Below are 25,664 nucleotides of genomic sequence, written 5' to 3'. Positions count from 1 at the left end.
CGCCTGCTGTTCCCCTGAGCGTCATCCCCTTTCAAGACGGTAACCCGCGGCGGGTGACCCTGCCCTGCAAGGACCCTATGTTCGACGCCAGGAGGTTCTCCCATGCGCCGACTGCCGTTGCTGCTGACCATCCTTGCCGTTCTTCTCTGCGGGCCCACGCTCTACGCCGGCGACCCGATCCAACGCAGCGTCGAGGGCCGGGTGGCGCTACCGCCCGGGTCCACCCTGGAGCTCGAGAACCTCCTCGGTTCGATCCAGGTCGAGGGAGATGCTCCGGCGGGAGAGGCGCTGCTCGAAGCGACGGTGATCGCCGAACACAAGGACCCGGAACTGGCCCGCAGCCTCGCGGAGTCGATCGCGTTCCGCATCGACGGCACCCGGGTCCAGGTGACCTTCCCGGTTGACCGCCACACGACCTTCCGCCTGCCTCGTGCGGAACGGGGCGGACTGATCTCGCGATGGGTCACGCCGCTGCTCAAGAAAGACACGGTCACCGCCGAGTACGACGGCCGCATGGTCGAACTGGGCAACGTGCGCAAGGCCCCCGCCCTGGCGGTACACCTGCGAGTCCGGCTGCCCAGGGATTCCCGTGCGGCCTTGCGCCAGGCGGTGGGCTCCATCGATTGCGCCCGGTTCCGGGGAGACCTCTCGCTGACCAACGCCGCCGGAGCGGTCCGGGTCCAGCAGTTCTACGGCACCCTCGACGCCCGCTCGGCCCGGGGAACCCTGGATGTGCGCACCGTGCGCGGCGGGCAGCTCTCGCTTCAGACCGGAACCGGCGACCTGATGTTGGCCGACGTGCAGACCGGCTCCGTCAGCCTGCAATCCGGCGAGGGCTCCATCGAGGCCACGGACATCAAGGCGGAACAGGTCGAGGCCCGCAGCAGCGAGGGAGCGATCGTGCTCTACCAGCTGGAGCCCGGGCAGCTGGCGGTGGAAAGCGCGGGCGGGGACATCGAGCTGGAGTCGACCCTCAAGTACGCTCGCTCGTGGCAGGTCGAGAGCCGCCGTGGCGACGTGGAGCTTCGTCTGGGCCGCTACGCCTCCTTCGCGCTCACCACCCGGACCGCGGGAAACGGGTTCGCCGCCGAGGGGCTGGAGCTGGAGCAGGTCGGCCAGGACTCCGAGGGTACTCACTGGCAGCACAAGCGCGGCGGCCCCCGCCTCGCGGTGGCGGCCGGCGGCAAGGTGACCCTGCGATCCCAGTAGGCCGTCAGCCCGTGCCGGCTACCCGGCCTCGTCCGCCCCATCCTCTCCCGCGCCGGGAGCTTCCAGGGGCAACGCTCGCTTGAGCAGCAGCGACTCGCCCAGGGGCGCCTCGGCCAGCACCCGGGCGATCCGCTCCCCGGAGCGGCCGTCACCGTAGGGATTCACCAGCCCCTTCAGGCCCCGGCGGAAACCGGGATCCAGGGCCCGCCGAACGGCGTCGAGGATCGCCTCCACCTCCGGCGCGCAGTCGATGATGTTTCCCGCGCGCTCGCGCCCTTGCTGGCGCATCCCGATGTTGACCGCAGGTAACTCGAGGGAAGGGCTCTCCATGATGCCGCTACTCGAATTGCCGACCATGGCCGCCGCGTCGCGCAACGCGGCCCAGTAGACCACCGGGTTGAGGTTGACGAACAGGCGGGCGTCTTCCCGGTTGGCGCAGAGTGCTTCGGCACGCCGAACGAGCTGACGGCTACCTGCATCGGCGTTGGGGAAGCAGAACAACAGCGGCTGGTCGATCCGCGACAGAGCCTCGTAGACCGCGTCCGCCTCGCGCAGGGTGTCCTGGGCGATCGTCACCGGGTGATACGCCACCACCACCGGCGGACGCTCCGGTTTCCAACCCAGTTCCCGGGCCAGGCTCTCGGCATCGGGAAGCTCGCTGCGGCGCAGGTGGTCCAACGAGGGCGCACCGGTGCGGTACACTCGCCAGGGCTCCTCCCCCATGGCCAGCACCCGCAACGCCGCCCCCTCGGTCGGGGTGAAGTGGATGTGGCTCAGCTTGGTCACCGCGTTGCGCACCGCGTCGTCGATGGCGCCCTCGCTCACCTCCCCTCCCTCGATGTGGGCGATCGGGATACGTAGCGCCGTGGCCACCGCGGCGGGAGCGAGGAGTTCGTAGCGATCGGCAATCAACAGCAAGATGTCGGGCCGATGGCGTGCCAGCGCATCGGCAAGACCGAGAGACGCGACGCCGATAGTCTTGGCCATCCCGACATCGGTGTCCGAACTGATCAGACACTCGATCGGGTCATCCACCGGAAAGCCGTCGCTCTCCGCTTCCCGGGCGCCTTCACCGAACTCTCCACTGAGCATCGAACCGACGGCGCAGAACCGCAGGTCCAGCTCCGGGTGCTCCCGGATCGACTCGAGGACCCAGCGAAGGTGGCTGTAGTCCGCCCTCGACGTGGTTACGACGGTGATCTTGCGCACGCTAGGCTCCCTCGAGGACATCCACCCGGGCTCGATGCCCGGCTCTGCATGGTAGCGATCCTGCCGTCCCTGCGCCGGACGCTGCCGCCCCTGCGCCGGGCCCCTGCGGTTCGTCGCCGGCGTTCCCCTGGATTGGACGCCGTGATTAGGCTGTGAGGGCGAAGGAGGATTCCATGGCGACCTATCTGATCGTCGGTGCCAGCGGAGGTATCGGCAGCGCCCTTTGTGAGATGCTCGCCCGGGACGGCCACCGGCTGGTCCTGGCAGCGCGGCGGGAGGGACCCCTGCGAGAACTGGCCGACCGGCTGGACGGCCTGCCGGTCGCGATGGATGCCACCGACCCGGCGGCCTACGAGAACGCGGCGCGGCTGGCGGTCGAGCAGCACGGATCCCTCGACGGGGTGGTCAACGCTGTCGGCTCGATCCTGCTCAAGCCGGCCCATCTGACCCGGGACGAGGACTGGGCCGAGACCCTCAGCCTGAACCTGACCACCGCCTTCCACGCGGTGCGCAGCGCGGCCCGAACCATCAAGGGGGCCGGTTCGGTGGTGTTGATGTCCTCGTCGGCAGCGCGGGTCGGGCTCGCCAACCACGAGGCGATCGCAGCGGCCAAGGCCGGAGTGATCGGCCTGATGCAATCCGCGGCGGCCAGCTACGCCTCACGGGGACTGCGGTTCAATGCCCTGGCACCGGGATTGGTGCGAACGCCGTTGAGCGCACGGATCACCGGCAGCCCTGCAGGTGAGAAGGCGTCTCTCGCCATGCACCCGCTGGGAAAGCTCGGGGAGGCCGACCAGGTCGCCCGCTTTGCCGCCTGGCTCCTCGACGAGAACCAGGACTGGGTCACCGGACAGGTGTTCGGCGTCGACGGCGGGCTCTCCACCGTCCGCACCCGCGGCTGACCCGGCCAGTAGTGCCCGCCGGCTGAAGCCGGGCCCCGAAGAGAGATCCCCGAAAAGAAAGGAGCCCTGCCCCGAACCATTCGGGGCAGGGCTCTTGCCAGACCCTGGGGGAGACTGGCTCGGCGACTAGTTGGATCCCTCGAAAATGATCGAGGGACTGAAAGTGATGGTCGTCCCGTTGACGGTGAACGACGAGTCGACCGGGAAGTCGAGAGTCACCGTCAGGGCGCCGTTCTCATCGATGGTGATCACCGGGAAGCTGGCGACCTCGGTCGACAGGCTGCCGCCGGGCAGCGGCACGTCGATCTCGGTGGTATCGACCAGGACCACGCGGACGCCGGAGATGGTGGCGCGCATGGCGTCGTACTGGCCTGCAGGCAGGGAGCCGTTGCCCAGCTCCGCCTCGGTGCCGTTGACCAGGGTCAGCAGGTCCAGCTCCAAGGGGAACGCCCCGCTGGCTCCGACCCAATCGCCGCCGACCTGGCGCAGCTCCAGCGCCGAGAAGGTCACGAAGGCGCTCTGGAGATCATCCGAGGGCGCGTCGTGAATCATCACGCTCAGGTTGCCGGTCGAGGCGTCGTCATCGTCATCGAACACGTCGCAGGCCGCGAAACCGGCGATCAGCAGACCGCAAAGGGCCAGACCGGCGAACTTTTTCCACAGGCTCATGTTTTCCCTCTCCTGGGGGCCGGCCGGGAACCTACCAGGGGCCCGGGTCGGCAGTTGACACTCCACAGCAACGTTCGTGCCGTGGCCCGGGGAAAGCAAGTCAGGCGCAATTCGGCCGATTCGGCGCTCCGGGGAGGGGTCCGGCAGGACATTTCCGTGATTCAGGTCACGAAACCGCCCGGATTCCGGACCGCGGCAGCCCGTTCACGCGGTAGAATTTAGGCTAATCGAAATCGGAGGTGGGTCCGGCTTGGCCTTCGAACGCGCGAGGCTCGCCCGGCGGCGGGCGTCGGAGGCGGGGCCGGATCCCGTTTGACCACCCTAGAGGTCGAAACTCTGCTCCAGCCTGGGGACCTCCACCCGGGCCCCGAACTCCCGCCTCAGGTCCTCGGCCAGGCTCTTGGACGCCCGAACTTCGCCGTGGACCAGGTAGGTACAGCCGGGGACACCGCCGAGAGACTCGAACCAGGCCAGCAACTCCTCCCGGTCGGCATGGGCGGAGAAACCCTCGATGGTCTCGATCCGCGCCCGGACCGGCAACCACTCGCCGAAGATCCGCACCGGGTTGGTCCCCTGCTGGATGACCCGCCCCAACGATCCGTACGCCTGGTAGCCGACGAAGAGCACCGTGCTGTTGGGATCCCCCAGGTTGTTCTTGAGGTGGTGCTTGATCCGGCCGGCGGTGCACATGCCGGACGCCGAGATGATCACCGCCGGCCCGTCGACCTCGTTGATCGCCTTGGAGTCTTCGACCGAACGGGTCAGCTTGAGCCCGTCGAACTCCAGCGGTGCATCTCCGGCGTGGAGCAGCTCCCGGGCCTCCTTGGAGTACGACTCGGGGTGCATGCCGAACACCCGGGTAGCGGCGATGGCCATGGGGCTGTCGACGAACACAGGCACCCCGCTCAGCTTGCCCGATTCCACCAGGTCGTTGATCCGCGCCAGGATCTCCTGGGTCCGGCCCACGGCGAAGGAGGGAATGATCACCTTGCCTCCCCGGTCGGCGGCGCGCTCGATCACGCCGAACAACCGCTCGGTCCGGCCGTCGCCGTCGTCCCGGCTGCGGTCGCCGTAGGTCGACTCCATCAACAGATGGTCCGGACTGGGCACGGCATGGGGCGCGCTCAACAGCCGCGCACCTTCGACTCCGAGGTCCCCGGAGAACACCAGGTTCTTGTCGCCGGGCAGGTCGATGACCGTGATCGCGGCCCCGAGAATGTGGCCCGCCTTGACGAACCTTGCCTGCACTCCCTTGGCGACCTCGATCGCCGTGTCGAAGGGTACCGGCCGCAGCTGCTCAAGGGTCGCCTGGGCGTCCTCACTGTCGAACAGCGGCTCGACCCAGTGGTGGTCCTTGTGCATCCGCTTGAGGCGCTTGATCTTCCACCGGGCGTCCTCCTCGTGGATCCGCGCGGAATCCTCCAGCAGGATCTTGGCCAGTGCCGCCGTGGCCTCGGTGCAGTAGATCGGACCGTCGAATCCGGCCTTGGACAGGACCGGCAGCCTGCCCGAGTGGTCGATGTGGGCATGGCTCAGGATCAGCGCATCCACGTCCGACGGCGGGAAGTTGAATCGATCCCGGTTTCGCTGGTGGCGCTCCTTGCCCCCCTGGATCATCCCGCAGTCCAGCAGGACCCTGGCCTTTCCCGCCTGAATCTCGTGACACGAGCCGGTCACCTCTCGTGCCGCCCCGTGAATCTTCAGCTTCATCCGCTCTCCTTCCCCGTGCCAAGCCCCTATCTTCCGCCGATCCATCCCGGGATGTAAAGGGCCTCCGGCCCCTCCGGAGGCGCGACCGGCGGTTTCGTGCTCAAATACTCGGTCTTCCCCGGAGGTAGTAACCGATGTTCCGTCGAATCGAGATCCCGAACCGTCTGATTTCGTTCCTGCTCCTGGCCATCGTCGCGGCGACCGGGCTGGCCTGCGCCCCCGAAAGCGCCACCGCCGACGAATCCCCCGAGCCCGCCTTCGACCCGTCAACCCGGGTCCACGTCAGCGACGCATCCGACCCCAAGGCGATCGAGATCGCCCAGGCGACCATCGAGAAGATGGGCGGCTGGCAGGCGTGGGATCGCACCCGCTTCCTGAGCTGGAAGTTCTTCGGCGGCCGCCAGCACTACTGGGACCGCTGGACCGGCGACGTGCGCATCGAGGGCCAGGGACGGGACGGCAACGAGTTCCTCTTCCTGGTCAACATCCAGGAACAGGAAGGGCGCGCCTGGCAGGGCGGCGAGGAGGTCACAGACCCCGAGACCCTGAAGGCCGCCGTCGACGGCGCGCGTCAGATGTGGGTCAACGATTCCTACTGGCTGATCATGCCCTTCAAGCTGCTCGACCCCGGGGTGACCCTCAAGTACGCCGGCGAACAGGAGATGGAGGACGGGCGGGCCTCCGACGTGCTGGAGCTGACCTTCGACAGCGTCGGCTACACCCCGCAAAACCGCTACCACGTGTTCGTCGCCAAGGATACCGGCCTGGTCGAACAGTGGTCGTTCTTCGCCAACGCGGCCGACGAGGAGCCGGGGTACACCCTGCCCTGGACCGGCTGGCAGACCTTCGGAGAGGTTCAGATCGCCACGGTCCACGGGCAGGACCGCGACTGGCAGATCGCCGTTCACGACAGCCTGCCCGCCTCGGTATTCGAGAGCGCCGACCCGGTCGCCGGGCTCTAGGCTCAACAGCCGGCCCCGGGGGTCGGCCACGGAGAGGACACCATGGGTGGCACCGGTCCGAAGATGGGTTCGAAAGAGATGCGTCGGATGACCGACTCGGTCCCGACCTATCGCACGATGAAGGTCAAACGCAACGGCCCCTGTCCCTGCGGCAGCAGCAAGAAGTACAAGGACTGCCACGCCAAGGACGGCGCCGCGTTCCTGGACAAGCTCCAGCGGGACCAGGAGCAGCAGCGCCTCAAGGACCAGGGTGTCCCCTGGTACAAGCGGCTGTTCCAGAACTGACCCGGCCGACCGCGGGACCTCAGTAGATCGTGCGCTTCATGTGTTCGGGATAGTCCCGGTCGTAGGCGGCTCCGTCGACCTCGCCGCCGGTCACCTGTTCGGCCATCTGCCCCGCGGTCGGCAGTTCCGACCGCGCCACCCGGGAATCCGGGTCCCACAGCCGGCTGCGCACGAGCGCCTTCTGGCACTGGAAATAGACCCGGTCGATGGTCACCACCAGGAGCGTCCTCGGCACCTTCCCCTGCACCGCGTGAGCGGCACAGACATCCGGGTCCGCCTCGAGGGCAGCACGGCCGTTGACCCGAAGGGTTTCCCCGACTCCCGGAATCAGGAACAACAGCGATACCCGGTCGTCATCGACCAGGTTGCGCAGGGTATCCAGCCGGTTGTTCCCCCGCCGATCGGGAAGAATCAGGGTCCGGGAATCGACGACCCGGACGAACCCCGGCGCATCGCCGCGGGGTGAACAGTCGAGGCCTTCGGCACCCGACGTCGCGACCAACACGAACGGCGCCTTCTCGACGAAGGCCCGGTAGTGCTGCGAGAGTTCGGTCAGCTCCTTGGCCAACGCTCGCGACGACGGCGCGTCGTAGAGTGATTCCAGCTCCTGAACGCTCCGCACCCTTCGGACGATTTCCGCCATGGCATGGATCCTCCCGGTGGCCCCGCTCCTGCCGGACGTCCCACCGGACTCCATGGTCCTCCGTCCCCTTCCCCGGCGCCACACCGATCCCGCTGTTCGAGCGATTCTCGACCTGTCTGTACCGCGGCACGTCGGCGCTGCCGGACCCGGCGGAGGGCCGGCAGCGCCGGTCACTCTAGAGCCACGCCTCCAGCGCCGCGAAACGCTCGGCCCAGTACGCCTTGCGCCGTTCGATGTCGGCCCGGTCGGCCAGCTTCTCGTGCTGAATCGCCACCTGGCTCTTGCCGGGCCCCTTGTCGGTGAACCAGGCGCTGACCGAAGTCCCGTCCTCCCAGGTGATGCGCATCGATCGGTTGGCCGTCGAAGTGCGAATCCGTAGCGCGGTTCCGCCGAGCCATCGCTCACGGCCACGCTTGCTGCTGAATGCCTTGTACAACCGGTCGATCGGCACCTTGAACGTCTTGCTCTTGCTCGCCTTGTAGTCGCCGTCGCATCCCTGGCCGATCTCGCGGAGTCCGCGGATCCGTCCGTAACCCACCGCGACGCTCTGGGCCCACCACGGGGTAGCGCCGAACTCCTCCCGCGCGCTCTTCGCGATCTCGGTGTGGGTCATCTTGTCGGCGCCGTGGCGGTTCAGGGCACGAACCCACTGAGGCCAGGTCTTGCCGGTCTTGGCCGCCACCGCCGCATTGCTCATCCCGGCGATCTCGGGGTAGTCCTCGGGAGGCGGCCCCCCCTTGGCCAGGATACGGGCCCGGGCCGCGGTGTACGACTCCCCGGTCTTTTCCATCCGTTTGCGAATAATGCGTTTGAGGTCCTTCTGAGTCGGCATCACGTTCTCCTTCGAGCACACCGCGACACTCGTTTCCCGGCAACGTGCGGCACGGCATCCCGAAGGTGCGTGACAACCGATCCGGGAGTGTGCCCCCCTTTGCCTCGCGAGGACCTTCGCCGGGAGAAGGCCGAAGAGGTTGGGCGTGGACCGAACGCCCGAGGGCGGAAGGATGCCAAAGCCCCGGTCCCGGCGTCAAGCCCGCTCGCCCCGGGCTGCGCGAAACCGGCCCGTCCGAGACCGCTGTGCCGCTACCCGATGAACGACCCGAGGAGGTCCAGGGCGGGAGATCCGGCCAAAAGCGGCCCCATCAGCGCGAGCAACTCCTTCACGCCGCGCACCGCTCCCGTCGCCACCCCGAGCTTCTCGAGGGGGTTGACTCCGACGGGGCCACCCTTTGGACCGAGTAATCCCACAACCCTTCCCGGTCCCGTATGATCTCTCCTTCCCGATCGTCTCCTCCACGGGACACGCCGGGATTCGCAAGGGAGACCCCATGCCTCTCGAGGCAGGACAGCAACTGGGCCACTACCGCCTGCTCGACCGGATCGGCGCCGGCGGCATGGGCGTGGTCTGGCGTGCCCTCGACACGACCCTTGAGCGGGAGGTCGCGGTCAAGGTGCTTCCCCAGGAGGTCACCGAGGACCCGGACCAATTGCGTCGCCTCGAGCAGGAGGCCAAGACCCTGGCTCGCCTGAGCCATCCCAACATCGTCACGATCTTCTCGGTCGAAGAGGCCGCCGGCCCTGACGGTGAACGTCTGCGGTTCATCACCATGGAGCTGGTGCAGGGCACGCCGCTCAACGAACGCATCCCCGGCGGCGGCATGTCCCTGGACGACCTGATTGCCCTGGCCGAGCCGATCGCCACCGCCCTGGCCGCCGCTCACGAGCAGGGGGTGATCCATCGAGATCTCAAGCCGGCCAACGTGATGGTCGGCGACGACGGCACGATCAAGGTCCTGGACTTCGGACTGGCCAAACTCGAAGCCGGTGTCCCTTCGACGGCCGAGTCCCTGGACAGCACCGACAGCACGCGGATCGCGCCGGTGACCCGTGCAGGTACGGTGCTCGGCACCGTGCCGTACATGTCTCCGGAACAGGCCCGGGGCCAATCCCTGGACCAACGCGCGGATATCTACTCCCTCGGTGTACTGCTGCATCAGATGGCAAGCGGCGAGCTCCCCTTTCAAGGCCGCACCCCGGCAGACACCGTCTCCGCTATTTGTAACAAAATAATTAAGAAAATATTAAAGCTTTAGGGGCTAACGATATGGCTATAACCTAGGCTGGTCAACAGCTTGCTATCTATAACAAGCTGAGGTAGGAGGTAGCAGAATTAAATGTGAAGAGGAGATAAAATTTTTTTCACAAAAAAAGAGTTATCATGAAAACATTGAATTTACCTGTATCTAGTTGCAGATTTTGTCAGTATTATCAGTCAGAAGGACGACGAGGGGGTATGTGTCAACAACTTGGGGTGCCTGTCAGAGCTACCTGGAAAGCTTGTGCTTTTGCTATGCCTACCTTTTCTTCTTCTTGGGAGAAACTAGAAGAGATTTGGCAAGATGAACAACTGATGCTCACAGAGGAGCTATCGGTAAAGTGCTCTGAAAAATCCTCTGGGACAGACAAGACCATTCAAGGTGAGACCATCACCTCTAAGAATTCGTCAACAGACATCATGCTGGTGTAAATTGTTGATGTAAATTATTCGTATTATCAGTAATATCAGCAGTAACTTACTAGTAACTCTACCCTTAAGACAATCAATAATTCAAATAAAAAAATTTCACAAAAATCAGTTTAAACCAAATCTTCTAGTTCTAGTAGTTACCTGCTTAAAGGTGTCAGCTTAAAAAGCCAAATAATTTCATAAAAATCGGCACCTGATATTTGCTATTAAAATAGCTTTCGTCGCACTTTGATTCAACATAAGGTGCGTTTTTTGTTGATAATCAAATTTTGCACCAAGTTTAAAATTGTTTAAAATTAATCTGTAAAGGTAGGGAACAGGGAACGGGGAACTTCGGATCAGTGATAAAATTTGACTCTGTCTTGATGCAGCCCCTCCACACTCCTGCTTTGCATGGCTGACAGGGATAATTCTCCCCATCTCCCCATCTCCCCATTTCCCTATCTCCCTACTCCCTACTCCCCTTCAGCGAAAGTACCTCAAAAATTGAGAACTGCTATAATCTAAGGTAACCAAGGATATTGACGAAAATCTGGTGGACGCTTTTCTAGGAAAGCTTGTTTACCTTCAGCTCCTTCTTCTGTCATGTAATAGAGTAAAGTAGCATTACCAGCTAGCTCTTGTAGACCAGCTTGACCGTCACAATCGGCGTTAAAAGCAGCTTTCAAGCAACGAATGGCAATAGGACTTTTTGCCAAAATTTCCTTTGCCCACTGTAGCCCTTCTGCTTCCAACTTCTCCACTGGAACGACACAGTTAACTAAACCCATTTCTAGGGCTTGAGATGCGGTGTATTGACGACAGAGAAACCAAATTTCTCGGGCTTTTTTTTGACCAACAATTCGGGAAAGATAGCTAGCGCCAAACCCACCATCAAAACTACCGACTTTCGGTCCAGTTTGACCAAAGATAGCATTATCAGCAGCAATCGTTAGGTCACAAATTACATGTAGGACATGACCACCACCAATAGCATATCCAGCAACTAGGGCAATCACTACTTTGGGTATAGAACGAATTAGGCGTTGCAAATCTAATACGTTTAAGCGAGGAACGCCATCTTCTCCAATATATCCAGCTTTGCCTCGTACACTTTGGTCACCACCAGCACAAAATGCGTATTTGCCATCGGTGTGGGGACCAGCACCAGTTAATAAAATAACACCAATACTGTGATCTTCGCGGGCATCACAGAAAGCATCATAAAGTTCAAAGACGGTTTTGGGACGAAAGGCGTTGCGTTTGTGGGGACGATTGATGGTAATTTTGGCAATACCGTCGGTTTTATGGTATAGAATGTCTTCGTAAGTTTTGGCAGTTTGCCAGTCAATTTGCATAACGTTTTCCATGCGATCGCTGTTTAAGTTCACAATAATATCAAATTCAAAAGGTTCCCAAGTTTGCTAAGCATTGTCATTCCCACTTACAATCGCTTACCGATTCTCAAAAAGTGCCTAATCGCGTTAGAACATCAGCAATTCAGGCACGATAGCATAGGTGCGCTCTTACTTGGCGAATTTAATTCGCCAAAGGTGAGACCTGAGATCTTGGATTATGAAGTTGTTTTAGTAGATGATGGCTCAACGGATGGCACTTTAGATTGGTTGACAGCACACAAGGATCACTTTCCCCATGTACGCTCATTTGCTCAAAACCATGCTGGACCGGCTGCAGCTCGGAATTTAGGGGTGAAGCAGGCCCTTGGTGAAATAATTATCTTTATTGATAGTGATTTAGTAGTTACTGAGCATTTCCTACAGTCTCATGCTGATGCTTTGGTAAAGGCACAGCAGCGTCTGGGATGCGATCGCTTATTTACCTACGGTTGGGTGATCAATACCTGTAATTTCGACGACCCTACCAGCGAACCCTATAAAATTACTGATTTCTCTGCTGCGTATTTTGCGACGGGGAATGTTGCGATCGCACGAAAATGGCTCTTAGAAGCTGGACTGTTTGATACCCGCTTCCAACTTTATGGCTGGGAAGACTTAGAACTGGGTGTCCGACTCAAACAGCTGGGCTTAAAACTGATTAAATGTCCCGAAGCGGTAGGTTATCATTGGCATCCTCCCTTTAGCCTCGACCAAATTCCTCGGATGATTGACCGGGAAATTCAACGGGGGCGTATGGGTGTATTGTTCTATCGGAAGCACCCTACCTGGGAAGTCAGGATGATGATTCAGATGACCTGGCTACACCGACTACTCTGGGGGATTTTGTCTTTAGGTGGACGACTCAACGAACGCACCATGGCTCCCTTTTTACAATGGCTAATTGACCGAGGTAAATCCCAGCTAGCTTTAGAAATTGCCCGAATTTTCCTTAACTGGTACAACGTCCAAGGTGTTTATGCGGCTAATCGGGAGATGGAAGGTTGAAGGTTGAAGGTTGAAGGTTGGTGGTTGAAGGTTGAAGGTTGAAGGTTGAAGGTTGACAGTCAACTCTCAAGAAAATATCTGAGCTGATTTGCACTTAAATTGGTTATTTCCCATTTCCTGTTCCCTGTTCCCTGTTCCCTGTTCCCTGTTCCCTGTTCCCTAAAATATGTAGTGATTACTCGAAAGAGAAAGCTGCGATCGCTAAACAACCCCATCCCAAGATCAACGCCGCACCACCTAATGGTGCGATCGCTCCTAGCCACTTGATCCCGGTTAAACTCAGGGCGTACAAACTACCAGAAAAAATGGCAATTCCAGCGATAAAAGCTGAGCCAGCTACGGTAAGGGGAGTTTGTGCTACTTCTGCGCGGCTCAATAACAAGGCTACCAAAATTAGCGCTAGGGCATGGTACATTTGATAGCGAGCACCAGTCTGAAAAATCTCTAATGCTCGTTCCGTAAGTTTTTCTTTCAAAGCATGGCTAGCAAAGGCTCCAGCTGCTACTGATAATCCCCCTAATATCGATGCGATCGCTAAAAAAATCCGAGTCATTAATTTTGTCCTTGCTAAAGCGTAAAATTATAAAATATTTTACCTTCTTCACTAACCTCAAACGTGGCATCACATTCTCTAGCTTTGTGGTCCAAATAGTCTTGAGCGACAGCTATAGGAAGTTTGGCTGCAATTGCTAATTTCAATACTGAAATTCTACCATTTTCGTCTTGGATCAAGCGATAAAATGTAGACTGAAGGTGTTCGAAAACTTCTTTTTGCTCTTGTCGATAAATTCGCCATGCTAACCATATTCCCCAGAAGGTAGCTGGGATACCTACTATCAAACTTCCCAGGGCATCAACTTTATCCTGTGATGTTGCTTCCCTTCGAGTTGATACTACAACAGGTACCGTCAATAGTAGAATACCCAAGCTAAGCACTAAACCAGCAGATAATTTTTTGAACCGTTTCATTTTACCAAAGTTTTAGCAAACGTTATTTGTTAGCATGACCAGACAATTGCGATTAGGTGTAAACTATCAGTTATCAGCTATCAGCTATCAGCTATCAGCTTAAACGCTACGCGCACGCTACGCGAACAGTTATCAGCTATCAGGTTTATTTTAAGCTGACCGCTGACCGCTGACCGCTGACAGCTTTTTGTTAGTTACGAATAGCTTCCAATAAGCGAGAATAGTAAAAGCGAGTGCTAGTCATTTCCTGTCGCTGAATCGAAAACCCATTATTTTCTAAAATAGTAACAATATCTGCTTCTCGATGCTGATAGGCGCGAGTGGTTTTACTTGGTCCTGGAAAAAACTCACCAATCTTTTTAAGTGCAGTAAGAAGCAAGGTTTTTGGTGCAAAGCTAAGAATTAAACGAGACTCTGCCAAAGAAGCTAAATGAGTTATCATCTCAGCCGCTTTATCCTGGGGATAATGAATCAAAACATCTAGACAAATTACGGTGTGGTAGCTACCACCTAACCCTTCCAAATCCTTGACCATAAACGAGAGATTCTCAGTATTCCCTAAACTCTCCTTAGCCCTTACTTGAGCTTCTTCTACCATTTTGTGAGAAATATCACTAGCAAAAACTATAGCGCTATTTTTGGCCAGAGGAATACTCAGACTCCCAACACCACAGCCAGCATCACAAATCGACAAACCTGACAAATTACCATCAGCCTCCAGCCAACTGATCACTTTATCCACAGTCTGCTGATGACCAATCCGGATATCTTGCTGTACCCGGTTAACCTCACCATCACCATAAATCCGCTGCCAGCGGTCAAACCCAGTGGCATTGAAATAGTCTTTAACAATGGCCTTATCATTAACTGTATTCATATTCATAACTAACACTCTCCTGATCTTGGTGTCCTTCGCGTCTTTGCGGTTCATCAAAAAAATCATGCCTTGAACCTCTAAGACCGAATTAAAAATTACGGTCTTAGATTCTGAACAGCAGTTACCCACTGCTCCATTCCAACAAATCAAATAATTCGAGTTGAACAAATTCGACTTGTTTAGGATTCCCAGACTCACCGCCCAACGGCAGTGATTTATTCCTCATTTTAGAACCTGTTGATTCAGGTTTGGGCGTGACTTTCTGGCTGACCACCAGTAGCTTAGTTGAACTAAGATTTAGCTGTTTAATTCCACGATTACCAATGACAATAGCTGCATCAATATCAGCATCTTCGTGGTGTCCGCAAGATTCACATATCAACTTTTCACCATCTCGGTTTTTTGGGCTGACATAACCACATTTAGAACATTCCTGAGACGTTCTTATAGGGTTAATATCTTTAACCCAATTTCCTAGCTTCCTGGCTTGATGTTTAGTTTTCTGTTTGAGTCTATACCAAGAAGCATCATAAATTGCCTTATTGAGCTGAGACTTGGCTGATTGATTATTTCTTATATATCGCTTTTGTTCTTCATCCCACTTCGGCTTACACCTAGCTTTCATACCCCGAACATTCAAATCCTCAAACACAATCATATCAGCAGACTCAGCAATCTTTTTTGCTATCTTCCACTGATAATCCTGTCTTTGACGACGGATTTTCTGATGAACACTAGCGACTCGTTTTGCGGCTTTTTTTCTATTCTTTGAACCCCGTTTATTACGGCTTAAACGTCGTTGTCTAATTCTTAATCTACGTGATGACTGCTTATCAAAACGAGGATTAGCAATCAGTTGGCCGTTGCTCAGAGAAGCAAGTTTTTTGATACCAACATCAACACCAATACAGGTTTTAATTTCTTGTTCGGTTTTAATTGGAGTATCCGGCACAGTCTCGTCTCTTAAGAGAATCGAAGCATACCAGCCATCGACTTCTCGACTCAAAGTAACGGTTCTAATCTCCCAGGATTCAGGAATATAACGAGAAATAAAAAACTTCATTTGTCCCAGAACCGGGAAGGTAATCCTGTTTCCAGACAGTCGAACAGTTTTAGGCTTAAACTCTATGCCGACATTGTGGTGACTCTTGAACTTTGGGAATCCTCGACCCTGCTTAAAGAAGCCTGTAAAAGCTTTGTCTAAATGCCTTAAAGACTGTTGAAGTACATCAGAGCAAACTGTAGAATACCAGGGTTTTGTCTGTCTCCACTCCGTAGCTAGGGAGGAGTGCATCTCGTAAGCTGTTCGTCTCGGATTGAATTTTTTCTCTCGAGGTCTACGACTTGGATGATCTGTTTTCCAGGGATAGCCTAACGATGCAGATTTATTGACAGAACAGGTCAGTGGGCAAGCAACAGCAGTTGTCGTCAAATCGCAATAGTTGCCCAGTATTTTGGTGTGGTGATAACTATCAATCCTATCTCTAAGACACAGGTTATATAAAGAGCCGATCTTCTGCTGCCAATCTAACAACATTGATTTTTGCTCCCGATCTGGCTGTATCTTAAACCGATAAGCAGTCTGCATTGACCTTTTTACAATAAGCCTGGTAAAGTAGGACTGTTGAGAATAGTACCACACAGTCATGGCAACACGCAAGTTAATTGGAGGTACAGTTGACGACCTCTCAATTCATTTAGTTCTAGTAACCAAATACCGAACAAAAATTATCAACAGTGAAATTATCAATTATCTTGAGGATTTCCGTCGATATATATGCAAAAAAATATGATTGTATATTTATATAATGAACGGCTAGTATTACCAATTTTATCGGCTATATTAATCTCAATTTTGTTTGGAAAAAATATTAGCTTTTTTGCTAAAAAAAACAAAATCATAACCAGTCAAGGAATTATAAAAAAAATCGCCATATTGATTGTGAATGTAAATTATACAATAATTAGTGTTCGGTAAGATTGGTTATTTTGTATCTTATTAGTGGTGCGAATCATGAAACATGAAGAAATATATCTGCGAAAACCAAAATACCCCGTCCTCGCTCTTCCCCGACGACCGAATCAAAGATTACGGTCGCAGTACCCTTAGAGGCAGAGTGATGGATATTGACGACCTTCTCCAATCCTTTAAACACTTTGGTGTTCAGCTTGGCTTAGAACGCATACAGCAACTTCTATCGCGCTTAGGTAATCCCCACCAGGATGTTCCAATCATTCACGTGGCTGGAACTAATGGTAAAGGCTCAGTTTGTGCCTACCTGTCTTCTATACTCACCCAAGCTGGCTACCGAGTCGGACGTTATACTTCTCCTCACCTGGTGGATTGGACAGAACGGATTTGCCTTAACCAAGAACCGATCTCCACCCATACCCTAGCCACAATTTTGGAGCAAGTTAAGGCAGCAATTCCAAAAAACTGTTCCGATCCACCAACCCTATTTGAAGTGACTACTGCTGCTGCTTGGTTGTATTTTGCTCAGCAGCAGGTGGATGTGGCTGTAATAGAAGTGGGATTGGGAGGACGGCTGGATGCAACGAATGTATGCGATCGCGTTTTGGTTAGTATTATCACATCCCTAAGTTGGGAACATTGGCAGCACCTCGGACCGACCTTGGCTGATATTGCCAAGGAGAAGGCTGGAATCCTAAAGCCTGGCTGTCCTGCGGTCATTGGTCCGCTCCCGCCAGAGGCTAGGGCAGTGGTTGAATCAAGGGTGAATCAGTTGGGATGTCCAGTGGTGTGGGTAGACTCAGCAGTAGATTTGCCAGAGGGGAAGATGCCAAGCACCCGACAAGATCTCAGATGGGTGGAGTATGGGGGGATCAGCTATAGTTTGCCCTTGTTGGGGGAGGTGCAGTTGGTTAATTCGGCGATTGCGATCGCAACGGTACAAGTTCTGCAACAGCAGGGTTGGGAGATACCAGAAAATGCGATCGCATCGGGGATGGCCAAAACCACTTGGCTGGGACGTTTGCAGTGGACTAGCTGGGAGAATCACCAGTTACTGATTGATGGAGCCCATAATCAAGCCTCTGCTCAGGCGTTGAGACAATATGTTGATACCCTAGGTAAATCGGTCAACTGGGTAATGGGTATACTCTCGACCAAAGACCATGCTGGTATTTTTAATGCCTTGCTCAGACCAGGGGATCGATTATACCTAGTGCCAGTACCAGACCATAGTTCAGCTGAGCTAGACTACTTGGCTACTCTCGCGCAACAAATTTGTCCTACCTTAGCCGATTGTGCTACTTATCCAGAGTTGGTGACAGGACTCCGTGCTAGCTTTAACAAAGCCGAAGCTGAAGATAAGATTACTGTCCTTTGTGGTTCTCTGTACCTAGTTGGTCACTTTTTGCGAACAGAAGCTTTTGTTGACAGTAATGGCAATGGCTAATCGCTAATCGCTAAAATTAGCAATTTCAGGATTAATCAAAAAATTGTCATGATTATAAGATAAATTGGGTACGATCAAAAGCAACCTAATGTTAAAACCCCGATCTACTTAACTCAGATCTGGTATCTAAATAAGATAATTTTTGATCCCATATTTCCTACTCCCTACTCCCTACTCCCTACTCCCTACTCCCTTTGCTAGATATGGTTAACCATCTTAAAAATTTATTTTCCCGCCGCAAGCAAGGTGTTGGTATAGAATTAGCCCCAGAACGAATTCATATTGCTCAATTGCAGCGGCAAGGTCAGAGCCTAAAAGCTACAACCCTATATTCTCATGAGGTTCCAGAAGGGATCTGGGAAGGAGGACAAATTGTTGATTCCCCTGGTTTAGCGGAACTGATTCGAGAAGCCCTACAGGAGAGTCAAGTGAAAGTGGAGCGGGTTGCCACTGCTTTACCAATGCGAGAAGCAGTAATCCGGATTATTCCGATTCCTGCTGAGCTAGATGATAACGAGCTTCGGGATATGGTACTAAACCATGAAGCTGGCTTATATTTGCCCTATCCCCGGGAAGAAGTGGATTTGGATTATCAGAAGCTTGGCTTCTTTGTGGATGAAGATGGAATCGAAAAGGTGCAAGTCCTGCTGGTGGCTACTCGCAAAGAAATCACCGATAGCTATCTCGATACCTTTGAGCAGGTAGGTTTACAAGTAGATGTACTCGAAATTAATAGCTTTGCCCTGATTCGGACCATCCGAGAACAACTGCGTCAATTTCCTTCCCAAGAGGCAGCCGTTCTGGTAGATATTGAATTTGATAGTACTGAAATTGCCATTATTGTAGATGGTGTCCCGCAGTTTTCCCGTACTGTTCCCATTGGTACCTACCAACTTCAGAGCGCTCTATCACGGGCGATGAATTTACCAGCCTCTAGAAACACTGAACTCCTCCAGGGGATGACTATTCCCAGTACCCCAGTTGATGGCATGCGCACCGGCTCGACCGGGGTAAATCCAGGTATGGTAGCTCTGATCCAAGTCTTGGGAGAAATTGCTGATGAACTACGGCGCTCTATCGATTTTTACCTCAATCAGATGGACAATCTAGAAGTAGCCCAACTCCTACTAGCTGGTCCTGGGGGTGGTATCGGACAACTTGATGAATTTTTTACCCAACGGTTAAGCTTGCCCACGATTCAGGTGGATCCGGTGGCGGCTCTTTCCCTAGAAGTGGAGAAAGATATTCCGATGGTAGAACGACCGAGCTTAGGAACTGTGCTTGGATTAGGATTACGAGAGGTATAGCACTATGTATAGTCTTGATATTAATTTTTTAAAAGACCGAAATCCTGAGGAGATCAAGTCCGTTCAGGATGGAGCCAGTAGACAAGGGATGGCCTTAGGGGAAATGACCCCTCTACTGATTGGAGCTGCAGTGGGCCTAATCCTACCTGGATTGGTGGGAGGTTTTTGGGTGGTTCTCCAACATCAAAACGCCCGATTGAAGGAGGAAATTGCTGATGTTGACCAGAAACTGGCAGCCTTGGGGGCACAAAAGCAACGAATTAGTAAGCTAAACCAAGAACTCAAGCTGGTCAACGAAGAAACTAATGCTCTTGCCAGTGTCTTTAATCAAATTAAGCCTTGGTCAGCGATGTTACAGGACATTCGTGAGCGCACTCCTCCCGGAGTCCAAATTAAAGACATCGAGCAACAGCAAGTCACTGACAAAAACGCTTCTAAGGATGAGTCTAACGCTAACTCACGACCTAGCATCGAGCTGGATATTTCCGGTACAGCTCGAACCTTTGATGATGTGAATTACTTTTTGCTGACGCTACAGAATTCTTCTTTTTTCGACAAAAATGATACTCAACTCATCAAAGCTCAGTTAATCAATAATCCCACCAAATTAGAAATTCCTGAGAGTCAAAAAGAATTAGTAACTCAGGTAAAATATACCCTACCCAAAGTGGTAGAATATACTATTAAAACTCAACTGAGTGATATCCCAGCTTCTGAGATATTAAAAGAGTTAGACCGTAAAGGAGCAGTAGGATTAGTGACTCGAATTAGAAACCTTCAATCTCAAGGAGTGATTCAACAATGACCTATGCTACTGATGACGAGTTTATGAGTGTTGAAGGTCAGGAGGAAGAGCCTGAGTATCCTACTGCCTTCGGCATTACCTTTACTCCCCAAGTTTCTGGGATTACCTTTGGTATTCTTGGTCTGGCAGCTGCTATCTATCTAGCCATGAACCTGATGCTACCGGCTTGGCAGGAGTATCAGGCTTTACGAAATGATTTATCAGGCAAGCAAAATGACCTCCAAAATCCCGAAGTACTCCAGAAAAAAATTAAACAGAAAGAGGAGGAACTAAAGCAAGCAAAGCAGCAAAACCGCCGGGTATTGAGTCAGTTTTCCACAGAAAAAAGTCTGGATACCTTATTGCTTGATCTCAATACCTTTGTTAAGAATACTAGAGGCACTTTGCTTAAATATGAACCAGATTCCGAGGGAATCAATATAGTTAATGATGGCTCTTTAGGAACCCTAGTTGATGGCAAATTAAAACGGAGAACCGTCAATGTGGAAATTGAGGGTAGCTTCCAACAAGTCCAGTCAATTATGCGCAGCTTTGAGCGGCTACAAGCGATGTTGCTGATCAAAGACCTAGAAGCTCAAATCAGTGAACCGCAAACACTAGTGCTACAGCAAGGTAGAGTAGTTCCTGGTCCTCAACCTAAGTTAAAAACAAGCTTAACCCTGGAAGCTCTCATGCCTGCTAGAGATTTGGATAAGGAGGAAGAAGAAAAAGCTGAGGAAAAGGATGGTAAGAAGAAATAATCCTAAGTTCCTTTAGTCTTGCTATATTCTTGCTACCAATTTAATGATGGGGAGATGGCAAGATGGGGGAATTGATCGGTAGGCAAGTTGTTGGCAATTGGGATAACCTGCTTTTCTATGGAGCTGACATGGTTATTGTTGGTTATTGTTGTTGTTGTTGCTTGTTGAGTATTTAGTGTTAACTTATCCTTAACGTCTCCATCTTGGCCTTTCGGCCACGCTACGCAAACAACCTTGGCTTTTCGGCCACGCGATCGCGTTCAACCCTCAACCTTCAACCCTCAACCTTCAACCTTCAACCTTCAACCTTCAACCTTCAACCCTTAACCGTCAACAGCCCTTAATATGACATAATTTCTGTGATTTCAGTCAGGAGATTTGAGGAAGTGACCGTGAGACAGATTCAAGTATGTGGTGGAGTGTTCGCGGCTACAGCAGTGGCTTTATGGGCAACACAGCCTGTAGTAGCAGCAAGCCAAGTTAGTGCTATACGGTTCAACCAGCAGGGGAGTGAACTGGAACTGAAACTTGAGACAAAAGGGGGCAATGAGCCTCCACAGATTTTTGCTGTTAACCAAGGCAATGTCTTGGTAGCTGATCTGGTTAATACCCAGCTGAGTTTGCCCCAAGGGACTAACTTCCGTGAAACTAACCCTCTACCCAATATCAGTGCGGTTGCGGTTAAGGAACTTGATGACAACCGGGTTAGGGTGACAATTCGAGGCACTGACAAACTCCCAATCAGTTCACTGATCCAAAGGGACGCTCAGGGAATTACCTTAGGCATTGACACCACTACTGAGAATCAGGGGATATTCCCTATCCAAGACTTATCGGTGATGAAGCTGGCTCAAGTTCCTAATACAGAAACTAATACTGAAACGGAACAGATGGAGAAACCGGCGGAACTGTCCGAACCAGAACCAGAGACAGAGGCTAACCCCTCAGAAACTCCTGAACCTCCAGTAATAGTGGCTCCTGAACCAGATGTGCTGGTACCTGAGCCAGAAATTATTATTGATGGAATACCAGCAGCTCCAGCTAATGCGGTGCAACCAATTGCGCCAGCGCCCCCCTTCTTACCTAGAGCAGTAGCACCACCAGTAGGGGATATTGCTGTTTCTAATATTAATGCTGCTGCAAGCACTATAGATCTCGGAACAGCAACTCTAGTGCCCCGTTTAGTATTACGAGAAGCACCGATTCGAGAAGTGTTGTCTCTGTTAGCTCGTTCTGCTGGACTCAATCTGGCCTTTGCTGAGTCAGATGAAGACTCCGGTGCAGCACAGTTCACCATCTCTATTGATTTAGAAAACGAACCTGTCCAAGATGCTTTCAACTATATTCTCCAGCTGTCTGGTCTTCAGGCTAACCGTCGGGGAAGCACAATTTTTGTTGGGGCCAAACTCCCTCAAGCGGCTCGTAATCTAATTAGTCGTACTCTACGGCTCAATCAAGCCAGTGCCCAAGGGGCTGCTACTTTCTTAGCCACTCAGGGAGCAGAAGTGCAACAGGTAGTAAGCGAGACGGAAGAAATCATCGATCCTGAAACCCAACGAGTGGTGCGACAAATCCAACGAGCCCCAGAAATTCAACCAGTTACCGCTGATCGGGAAGAAGATAGCCAAGGGGCACTGTTGCTGGAGGGATTAGCAGTATCTACGGATGACCGACTTAATTCCATATCTCTGGTAGGTGAGCCCAGGCAAATTGAAATTGCGACATCTTTACTCAAACAGTTAGATGCTCGTCGCCGTCAAGTAGCGGTAAATGTCAAGATTATCGATGTTAACCTGGCTGGAACGGATGCTTATAATGCCAGTTTCTCCTTTGGGGTTAATGATACCTTTGTAGTCAGTGATGAAGGAGCCGCAGCCGTTAATTTCGGTAGGTTTAATCCCCCCAGTAGAGACAGTGTGGTTAGTGGTCAGTTTCCTAATATTGAGCCATTTGATTTTCGAGCTGTAGACGGAGATGGTGATATATTCTTCGATAGACAAAATGCTCCCTTTGATAACGTGATTGAGGGTTTCAATGAAAGCGCTGGTCGTTCAGCACTCTTCGCACGTCCCGGCTTTGGTCGAAATAATAATCCATTCCAGCCAGGTGTGACGGATGTGGATGTTCAAGATGATGGCATCGAGTTTGAGTATTCACTTCCTTCTCTATTCCAGTACCCTGATAAGTTTTTATTAACCTTGCAGGCTCAGATTACCAGCAACAACGCCAAGATTCTTACCGACCCAACTCTAGTGATCCAAGAAGGGCAGGAAGCTAGTGTCGAGTTGGTCCAGCAGGTACTGACTAGTGTGAGGACAGATATAGACACAGACGGTGGTGCTACCACTAGAACGATCACCCCGGTTATTCAAGATGCTGGTTTAGTGCTAACGGTGAATGTTGAGAGAATTGACGACAATGGTTTTATTACCTTATCTACAGCTCCGTCGATCACAGCTCCCTCGGGAACTCAAGTGTTTAACAGTGATAATGCAGAAAATACAATCACATTTCTCAGTCGCCGAGAACTGAACTCTGGGCTAATTCGTCTGCGGGATAATCAGACGTTAATTCTATCTGGCATTATTCAGGACACTGACCGCACAACCGTAAGAAAGGTGCCAGTTTTGGGTGATATTCCGTTGCTTGGTGCTCTGTTCAGACGCACCAGCAAGACCAATGAACGCCGTGAAGTGATTATCCTGCTGACCCCTCAAATTTTGGATGACACAGACCGCAATGGTGGGTATGGTTACAGCTACACCCCTGGACGGGATGCCCGTCAAATGCTAAACCGGGGAGGGTTTCAGTCTCCAGGAAACTAAGGTAAAGGTGAGGTAAACGTAAATTAACACTTATCCCCCCGAGCGAGGGATGGCTCGCTCGGGGGTAATTAACTTATGGATTTGACTACTCCCCCCTACTTTAGTGGTGGGAATAGTTAGGTTTTGAAGCTTTTACGTGTTTATTTGTTTTTGGTTGAGAATTTTATTGACTTGGTTTGATTTAATTTTTATAAGCCCATAATTATACCTGATTTTAAGGGTTAGTGTCAATATCTAAACAAGGCTCTGAGCTCTGCTATCCCATAGCAGACCTACCAAGCACGCCTAGAGCAGGGGGCTTACCGTAAAATAATGAATTATATATAATTAACAATGAATGATCATAAAAAATTAAGATTGCCTACTCCCTAAGGCATAAATTTAGGGTAGCACTTTGGGCCAAAATTCTGAAATCTATATAAATTAAAGCATTCAACGATCCATATCGGCATTGCAAACATTAGAATAATGCAGTGAAACATCGAAGCTGCGAGTGTTGCAGCGATTTTTTTGTCGAAAACCCTGGTTGGATGATCTAAAAAACAAGGAGATTTGAATGAATAAGGGTGAATTAGTTGATAAAGTGGCGGAAAGAGCTACTGTAACCAAAAAACAAGCGGATGCAGTACTAACTGCTACGATAGAAACGATTATGGAAGCAGTGTCCGAGGGTGATAAAGTCACCTTAGTGGGCTTTGGTTCCTTTGAATCCCGGGAGCGTAAGGCTCGTGAGGGTCGCAATCCCAAAACTGGTGAAAAGATGGAAATTCCGGCAACTAAGGTTCCCGCCTTTTCTGCTGGTAAGGTTTTTAAAGAGAAAGTGGCACCACCCAAGGAGTAATCCCTGATTCAGTCACAAACTTGTCCTTGAAACGACCAACTCACGGGGGAAATTTAGCCTGGGCAGCAGCACTGGCTAACTGTCCTCCTTCCTTAATTCTTGATTTTTCTGCCAGCATCAATCCCCTTGGTCCCCCTAAAAGTGCGATCGCAGCGATTGAGTCTGGGCTCAATAACCTGGTAGCTTATCCTGACCCCAATTATGCTGAGCTGCGGCAGTGTTTGACGCAACTGCATCCAACCCTGCCCCCAGACTGGATTCTTCCAGGTAATGGCTCAGCCGAATTATTAACTTGGGCTTGTCGCGAGCTATCAGAACTAGATGAAACCTTGATCATTACTCCAGCATTTAGGGACTACCAACGGGGACTGAAGGCATTTGGAGCAAGAATTAGGGAGTGCCCCCTGATGAGGGAACTCTCGACACCTAGTGTCAGATCGGGAGATGGGGAGATGGGCAGGGAAATTGATTCTTTGATGCCCTTACTCCCTGACTCCCTTACTTCCTCACTTCAAAAAGAGGGGACTCGACAGGGTTTGCTGCTGAATACCCCCCACAATCCCACAGGTCAATTGTTTACCTCAGAAGCAATTGAGGCTTATCTCAAGCAATTTGCTTTGGTGGTTGTGGATGAAGCTTTTATGGATTTCCTGCCTCCTGACCAGGAGCAAAGCCTGATTCCTTTAATTGGGGATTATCCAAACTTGGTAATTTTGCGATCGCTTACCAAGTTTTACAGCCTTCCTGGACTCAGACTAGGTTATTGCATTGCCCACCCTGAGCGACTCCAACGTTGGCAGGAATGGCGGGACCCTTGGCCAATCAATACCTTAGCAGCGGCAGCGGCAGCGGCAGTGGTTCAGGATAGAGCATTTCAACAGCAAACCTGGGATTGGCTAGCACCAGCGCGTAAGCAACTGTTTCAGGGACTGGCTAAGTTACCTGGTCTTCAACCTTACCCCAGTGCAGCTAACTTCTTGCTAGTCCACTCAGAAAAATCCACGTCACAGATCCAAGCACAACTACTCCAACACCATCGGATTTTGATCAGAGATTGCCTAAGCTTCCCGGAATTAAGCGATCGCTTTTTCCGGGTCGCTGTACTTACACAGGCAGATAACCAACGCTTACTAACAGCTTTAGACGCTATCTTGATAAGTTGAAGGTTAGAAGGTTGAAGGTTAGAAGGTTGAAGGTTAGAAGGTTGAAGGTTAGAAGGTTGAAGGTTAGAAGGTTGAAGGTTGAAGGTTAGAAGGTTGAAGGTTGAAGGTTGAAGGTTGAAGGTTGCTGGCCGTAGGCGTCTGTTGTGGGATAGGTTAGTTAGATGGTTGTTCCCGTAGCGTGGCCAAAAGCCCAAGGTTAGAGCCTGAAACCTGTAACTTTC

27 protein-coding genes are annotated in these 25,664 nt (G+C 52.9%); 16 read left to right on the top strand and 11 right to left on the bottom strand.

The window, feature by feature from the left end; all coding sequences use genetic code 11:
- Nucleotides 1-102: 102 nt before the first annotated feature.
- Nucleotides 103-1,209, top strand: coding sequence for a DUF4097 family beta strand repeat-containing protein (locus tag BJP37_RS12415; RefSeq protein WP_075899154.1), 1,107 nt, complete (start codon nt 103-105; stop codon nt 1,207-1,209).
- 18 nt (nt 1,210-1,227) lie between these two features.
- Here BJP37_RS12415 and neuC read toward each other — a convergent pair whose 3' ends face one another.
- Nucleotides 1,228-2,418, bottom strand: a complete 1,191-nt coding sequence (gene neuC / locus BJP37_RS12410; RefSeq protein WP_158069552.1) for a UDP-N-acetylglucosamine 2-epimerase — start codon at nt 2,416-2,418, stop codon at nt 1,228-1,230.
- A gap of 173 nt (nt 2,419-2,591) precedes the next feature.
- Here neuC and BJP37_RS12405 point away from each other — a divergent pair, with 173 nt between their 5' ends.
- The gene (locus BJP37_RS12405; RefSeq protein ID WP_075899150.1) at nt 2,592-3,320 is read left to right on the top strand and encodes an SDR family NAD(P)-dependent oxidoreductase; all 729 of its coding nucleotides are present in this window, start codon (nt 2,592-2,594) and stop codon (nt 3,318-3,320) included.
- A 126-nt stretch (nt 3,321-3,446) separates the two neighbouring features.
- Here BJP37_RS12405 and BJP37_RS12400 read toward each other — a convergent pair whose 3' ends face one another.
- Both BJP37_RS12400 and BJP37_RS12395 read right to left on the bottom strand, forming a co-directional pair.
- The gene (locus BJP37_RS12400) at nt 3,447-3,989 is read right to left on the bottom strand and encodes a DUF4382 domain-containing protein (RefSeq protein ID WP_075899148.1); all 543 of its coding nucleotides are present in this window, start codon (nt 3,987-3,989) and stop codon (nt 3,447-3,449) included.
- A gap of 321 nt (nt 3,990-4,310) precedes the next feature.
- A complete protein-coding gene (locus BJP37_RS12395) occupies nt 4,311-5,699 on the bottom strand; it encodes an MBL fold metallo-hydrolase RNA specificity domain-containing protein (protein ID WP_075899146.1) in 1,389 nt (462 codons plus the stop codon).
- 134 nt (nt 5,700-5,833) lie between these two features.
- On the opposite strand from BJP37_RS12395, the gene BJP37_RS12390 reads away from it, so the two are divergent.
- Both BJP37_RS12390 and BJP37_RS12385 read left to right on the top strand, forming a co-directional pair.
- Nucleotides 5,834-6,661: a hypothetical protein gene (locus BJP37_RS12390; RefSeq protein ID WP_081431154.1), complete on the top strand. Its 828-nt coding sequence runs from the start codon at nt 5,834-5,836 to the stop codon at nt 6,659-6,661.
- Between the two features lie 42 nt (nt 6,662-6,703).
- On the top strand, nt 6,704-6,946 hold the full coding sequence (locus BJP37_RS12385) for an SEC-C metal-binding domain-containing protein (protein ID WP_075899144.1): 243 nt from the start codon (nt 6,704-6,706) through the stop codon (nt 6,944-6,946).
- 19 nt (nt 6,947-6,965) lie between these two features.
- On the opposite strand, the gene BJP37_RS12380 is transcribed toward BJP37_RS12385, so the two are convergent.
- Together BJP37_RS12380 and BJP37_RS12375 are read right to left on the bottom strand one after the other, a co-directional pair.
- Nucleotides 6,966-7,589, bottom strand: a complete 624-nt coding sequence (locus BJP37_RS12380; protein WP_075906026.1) for a pyridoxamine 5'-phosphate oxidase family protein — start codon at nt 7,587-7,589, stop codon at nt 6,966-6,968.
- Between the two features lie 175 nt (nt 7,590-7,764).
- Nucleotides 7,765-8,421 (bottom strand): hypothetical protein, encoded by a 657-nt coding sequence (locus BJP37_RS12375; RefSeq protein ID WP_081431153.1) that lies wholly within the window; start codon nt 8,419-8,421, stop codon nt 7,765-7,767.
- A gap of 496 nt (nt 8,422-8,917) precedes the next feature.
- Between BJP37_RS12375 and BJP37_RS12370 the strand changes: the two genes are divergently transcribed.
- On the top strand, nt 8,918-9,682 hold the full coding sequence (locus BJP37_RS12370; RefSeq protein ID WP_075899142.1) for a serine/threonine-protein kinase: 765 nt from the start codon (nt 8,918-8,920) through the stop codon (nt 9,680-9,682).
- A gap of 125 nt (nt 9,683-9,807) precedes the next feature.
- The gene (locus BJP37_RS12365; protein WP_070392370.1) at nt 9,808-10,116 is read left to right on the top strand and encodes a hypothetical protein; all 309 of its coding nucleotides are present in this window, start codon (nt 9,808-9,810) and stop codon (nt 10,114-10,116) included.
- Between the two features lie 280 nt (nt 10,117-10,396).
- Here BJP37_RS12365 and BJP37_RS39060 read toward each other — a convergent pair whose 3' ends face one another.
- Nucleotides 10,397-10,552 carry a hypothetical protein gene (locus BJP37_RS39060; RefSeq protein ID WP_158069551.1) on the bottom strand — a complete coding sequence of 52 codons (156 nt, stop codon included), beginning with the start codon at nt 10,550-10,552 and terminating at the stop codon, nt 10,397-10,399.
- Nucleotides 10,553-10,619: 67 nt separating this feature from the next.
- Nucleotides 10,620-11,453 (bottom strand): 1,4-dihydroxy-2-naphthoyl-CoA synthase, encoded by an 834-nt coding sequence (gene menB / locus BJP37_RS12360; protein ID WP_075899140.1) that lies wholly within the window; start codon nt 11,451-11,453, stop codon nt 10,620-10,622.
- A 63-nt stretch (nt 11,454-11,516) separates the two neighbouring features.
- Between menB and BJP37_RS12355 the strand changes: the two genes are divergently transcribed.
- Nucleotides 11,517-12,497 carry a glycosyltransferase family 2 protein gene (locus tag BJP37_RS12355; protein ID WP_075899138.1) on the top strand — a complete coding sequence of 327 codons (981 nt, stop codon included), beginning with the start codon at nt 11,517-11,519 and terminating at the stop codon, nt 12,495-12,497.
- Between the two features lie 175 nt (nt 12,498-12,672).
- Here BJP37_RS12355 and BJP37_RS12350 read toward each other — a convergent pair whose 3' ends face one another.
- From BJP37_RS12350 to BJP37_RS12335, 4 genes are all read right to left on the bottom strand, one after another.
- Nucleotides 12,673-13,050: a DUF423 domain-containing protein gene (locus BJP37_RS12350; protein WP_075899136.1), complete on the bottom strand. Its 378-nt coding sequence runs from the start codon at nt 13,048-13,050 to the stop codon at nt 12,673-12,675.
- 14 nt (nt 13,051-13,064) lie between these two features.
- Nucleotides 13,065-13,466 carry a hypothetical protein gene (locus BJP37_RS12345; protein WP_075899134.1) on the bottom strand — a complete coding sequence of 134 codons (402 nt, stop codon included), beginning with the start codon at nt 13,464-13,466 and terminating at the stop codon, nt 13,065-13,067.
- A gap of 190 nt (nt 13,467-13,656) precedes the next feature.
- Entirely contained in the window at nt 13,657-14,343 is a 687-nt protein-coding gene (gene bchM / locus BJP37_RS12340; protein WP_075906022.1) for a magnesium protoporphyrin IX methyltransferase, read from the bottom strand.
- A gap of 121 nt (nt 14,344-14,464) precedes the next feature.
- Nucleotides 14,465-15,931 (bottom strand): RNA-guided endonuclease InsQ/TnpB family protein, encoded by a 1,467-nt coding sequence (locus BJP37_RS12335; protein ID WP_075899132.1) that lies wholly within the window; start codon nt 15,929-15,931, stop codon nt 14,465-14,467.
- Between the two features lie 58 nt (nt 15,932-15,989).
- On the opposite strand from BJP37_RS12335, the gene BJP37_RS44560 reads away from it, so the two are divergent.
- The 9 genes from BJP37_RS44560 to cobD all read left to right on the top strand — a co-directional run bounded on the left by BJP37_RS44560 (nt 15,990) and on the right by cobD (nt 25,443).
- Nucleotides 15,990-16,136: a transposase gene (locus BJP37_RS44560; RefSeq protein WP_143727587.1), complete on the top strand. Its 147-nt coding sequence runs from the start codon at nt 15,990-15,992 to the stop codon at nt 16,134-16,136.
- Between the two features lie 327 nt (nt 16,137-16,463).
- Nucleotides 16,464-17,762 (top strand): bifunctional folylpolyglutamate synthase/dihydrofolate synthase, encoded by a 1,299-nt coding sequence (locus BJP37_RS12325; protein ID WP_075899128.1) that lies wholly within the window; start codon nt 16,464-16,466, stop codon nt 17,760-17,762.
- 203 nt (nt 17,763-17,965) lie between these two features.
- Nucleotides 17,966-19,069, top strand: a complete 1,104-nt coding sequence (gene pilM, locus BJP37_RS12320) for a type IV pilus assembly protein PilM (RefSeq protein WP_070392375.1) — start codon at nt 17,966-17,968, stop codon at nt 19,067-19,069.
- A 4-nt stretch (nt 19,070-19,073) separates the two neighbouring features.
- Nucleotides 19,074-19,874: a PilN domain-containing protein gene (locus BJP37_RS12315; RefSeq protein ID WP_075899126.1), complete on the top strand. Its 801-nt coding sequence runs from the start codon at nt 19,074-19,076 to the stop codon at nt 19,872-19,874.
- Complete coding sequence (locus BJP37_RS12310) at nt 19,871-20,614, top strand: type IV pilus inner membrane component PilO (RefSeq protein ID WP_075899124.1); 744 nt, start codon at nt 19,871-19,873, stop codon at nt 20,612-20,614. The genes BJP37_RS12315 and BJP37_RS12310 overlap by 4 nt, the downstream gene beginning before the upstream one ends.
- Nucleotides 20,615-20,817: 203 nt before the next feature.
- Entirely contained in the window at nt 20,818-20,958 is a 141-nt protein-coding gene (locus BJP37_RS39055; RefSeq protein WP_158069550.1) for a hypothetical protein, read from the top strand.
- Nucleotides 20,959-21,006: 48 nt separating this feature from the next.
- A complete protein-coding gene (locus BJP37_RS12305) occupies nt 21,007-23,439 on the top strand; it encodes a secretin GspD/PilQ domain-containing protein (protein WP_075906020.1) in 2,433 nt (810 codons plus the stop codon).
- A 556-nt stretch (nt 23,440-23,995) separates the two neighbouring features.
- On the top strand, nt 23,996-24,280 hold the full coding sequence (hbs, locus tag BJP37_RS12300) for a non-specific DNA-binding protein Hbs (RefSeq protein ID WP_070392379.1): 285 nt from the start codon (nt 23,996-23,998) through the stop codon (nt 24,278-24,280).
- Between the two features lie 26 nt (nt 24,281-24,306).
- Entirely contained in the window at nt 24,307-25,443 is a 1,137-nt protein-coding gene (gene cobD / locus BJP37_RS12295) for a threonine-phosphate decarboxylase CobD (protein WP_075899122.1), read from the top strand.
- Nucleotides 25,444-25,664: the final 221 nt, after the last annotated feature.

The organism is Moorena bouillonii PNG (genome assembly GCF_001942495.1).
GTDB lineage: Bacteria > Cyanobacteriota > Cyanobacteriia > Cyanobacteriales > Coleofasciculaceae > Moorena > Moorena bouillonii.
Note: the sequence above shows the minus strand (reverse complement) of the source record. Positions and strands in the feature narration are given on the sequence as shown.

Excerpts from the sequence above, each read along its gene's own strand:
- bchM (WP_075906022.1), bottom strand. The coding sequence starts at position 14,343 with ATGAATACAGTTAATGATAAGGCCATTGTTAAAGACTATTTCAATGCC.
- BJP37_RS12350 (WP_075899136.1), bottom strand. The coding sequence starts at position 13,050 with ATGACTCGGATTTTTTTAGCGATCGCATCGATATTAGGGGGATTATCA.
- BJP37_RS44560 (WP_143727587.1), top strand. The coding sequence starts at position 15,990 with ATGGCAACACGCAAGTTAATTGGAGGTACAGTTGACGACCTCTCAATT.
- BJP37_RS12345 (WP_075899134.1), bottom strand. The coding sequence starts at position 13,466 with ATGAAACGGTTCAAAAAATTATCTGCTGGTTTAGTGCTTAGCTTGGGT.
- BJP37_RS39060 (WP_158069551.1), bottom strand. The coding sequence starts at position 10,552 with ATGGGGAGATGGGGAGATGGGGAGAATTATCCCTGTCAGCCATGCAAA.
- BJP37_RS12390 (WP_081431154.1), top strand. The coding sequence starts at position 5,834 with ATGTTCCGTCGAATCGAGATCCCGAACCGTCTGATTTCGTTCCTGCTC.
- BJP37_RS12380 (WP_075906026.1), bottom strand. The coding sequence starts at position 7,589 with ATGGCGGAAATCGTCCGAAGGGTGCGGAGCGTTCAGGAGCTGGAATCA.
- BJP37_RS12365 (WP_070392370.1), top strand. The coding sequence starts at position 9,808 with ATGAAAACATTGAATTTACCTGTATCTAGTTGCAGATTTTGTCAGTAT.
- BJP37_RS12335 (WP_075899132.1), bottom strand. The coding sequence starts at position 15,931 with ATGCAGACTGCTTATCGGTTTAAGATACAGCCAGATCGGGAGCAAAAA.
- BJP37_RS12405 (WP_075899150.1), top strand. The coding sequence starts at position 2,592 with ATGGCGACCTATCTGATCGTCGGTGCCAGCGGAGGTATCGGCAGCGCC.
- BJP37_RS12315 (WP_075899126.1), top strand. The coding sequence starts at position 19,074 with ATGTATAGTCTTGATATTAATTTTTTAAAAGACCGAAATCCTGAGGAG.
- BJP37_RS12385 (WP_075899144.1), top strand. The coding sequence starts at position 6,704 with ATGGGTGGCACCGGTCCGAAGATGGGTTCGAAAGAGATGCGTCGGATG.
- menB (WP_075899140.1), bottom strand. The coding sequence starts at position 11,453 with ATGCAAATTGACTGGCAAACTGCCAAAACTTACGAAGACATTCTATAC.
- BJP37_RS12400 (WP_075899148.1), bottom strand. The coding sequence starts at position 3,989 with ATGAGCCTGTGGAAAAAGTTCGCCGGTCTGGCCCTTTGCGGTCTGCTG.
- hbs (WP_070392379.1), top strand. The coding sequence starts at position 23,996 with ATGAATAAGGGTGAATTAGTTGATAAAGTGGCGGAAAGAGCTACTGTA.
- BJP37_RS12310 (WP_075899124.1), top strand. The coding sequence starts at position 19,871 with ATGACCTATGCTACTGATGACGAGTTTATGAGTGTTGAAGGTCAGGAG.
- BJP37_RS12370 (WP_075899142.1), top strand. The coding sequence starts at position 8,918 with ATGCCTCTCGAGGCAGGACAGCAACTGGGCCACTACCGCCTGCTCGAC.
- BJP37_RS12395 (WP_075899146.1), bottom strand. The coding sequence starts at position 5,699 with ATGAAGCTGAAGATTCACGGGGCGGCACGAGAGGTGACCGGCTCGTGT.
- pilM (WP_070392375.1), top strand. The coding sequence starts at position 17,966 with ATGGTTAACCATCTTAAAAATTTATTTTCCCGCCGCAAGCAAGGTGTT.
- BJP37_RS12325 (WP_075899128.1), top strand. The coding sequence starts at position 16,464 with ATGGATATTGACGACCTTCTCCAATCCTTTAAACACTTTGGTGTTCAG.
- BJP37_RS12415 (WP_075899154.1), top strand. The coding sequence starts at position 103 with ATGCGCCGACTGCCGTTGCTGCTGACCATCCTTGCCGTTCTTCTCTGC.
- BJP37_RS12375 (WP_081431153.1), bottom strand. The coding sequence starts at position 8,421 with ATGCCGACTCAGAAGGACCTCAAACGCATTATTCGCAAACGGATGGAA.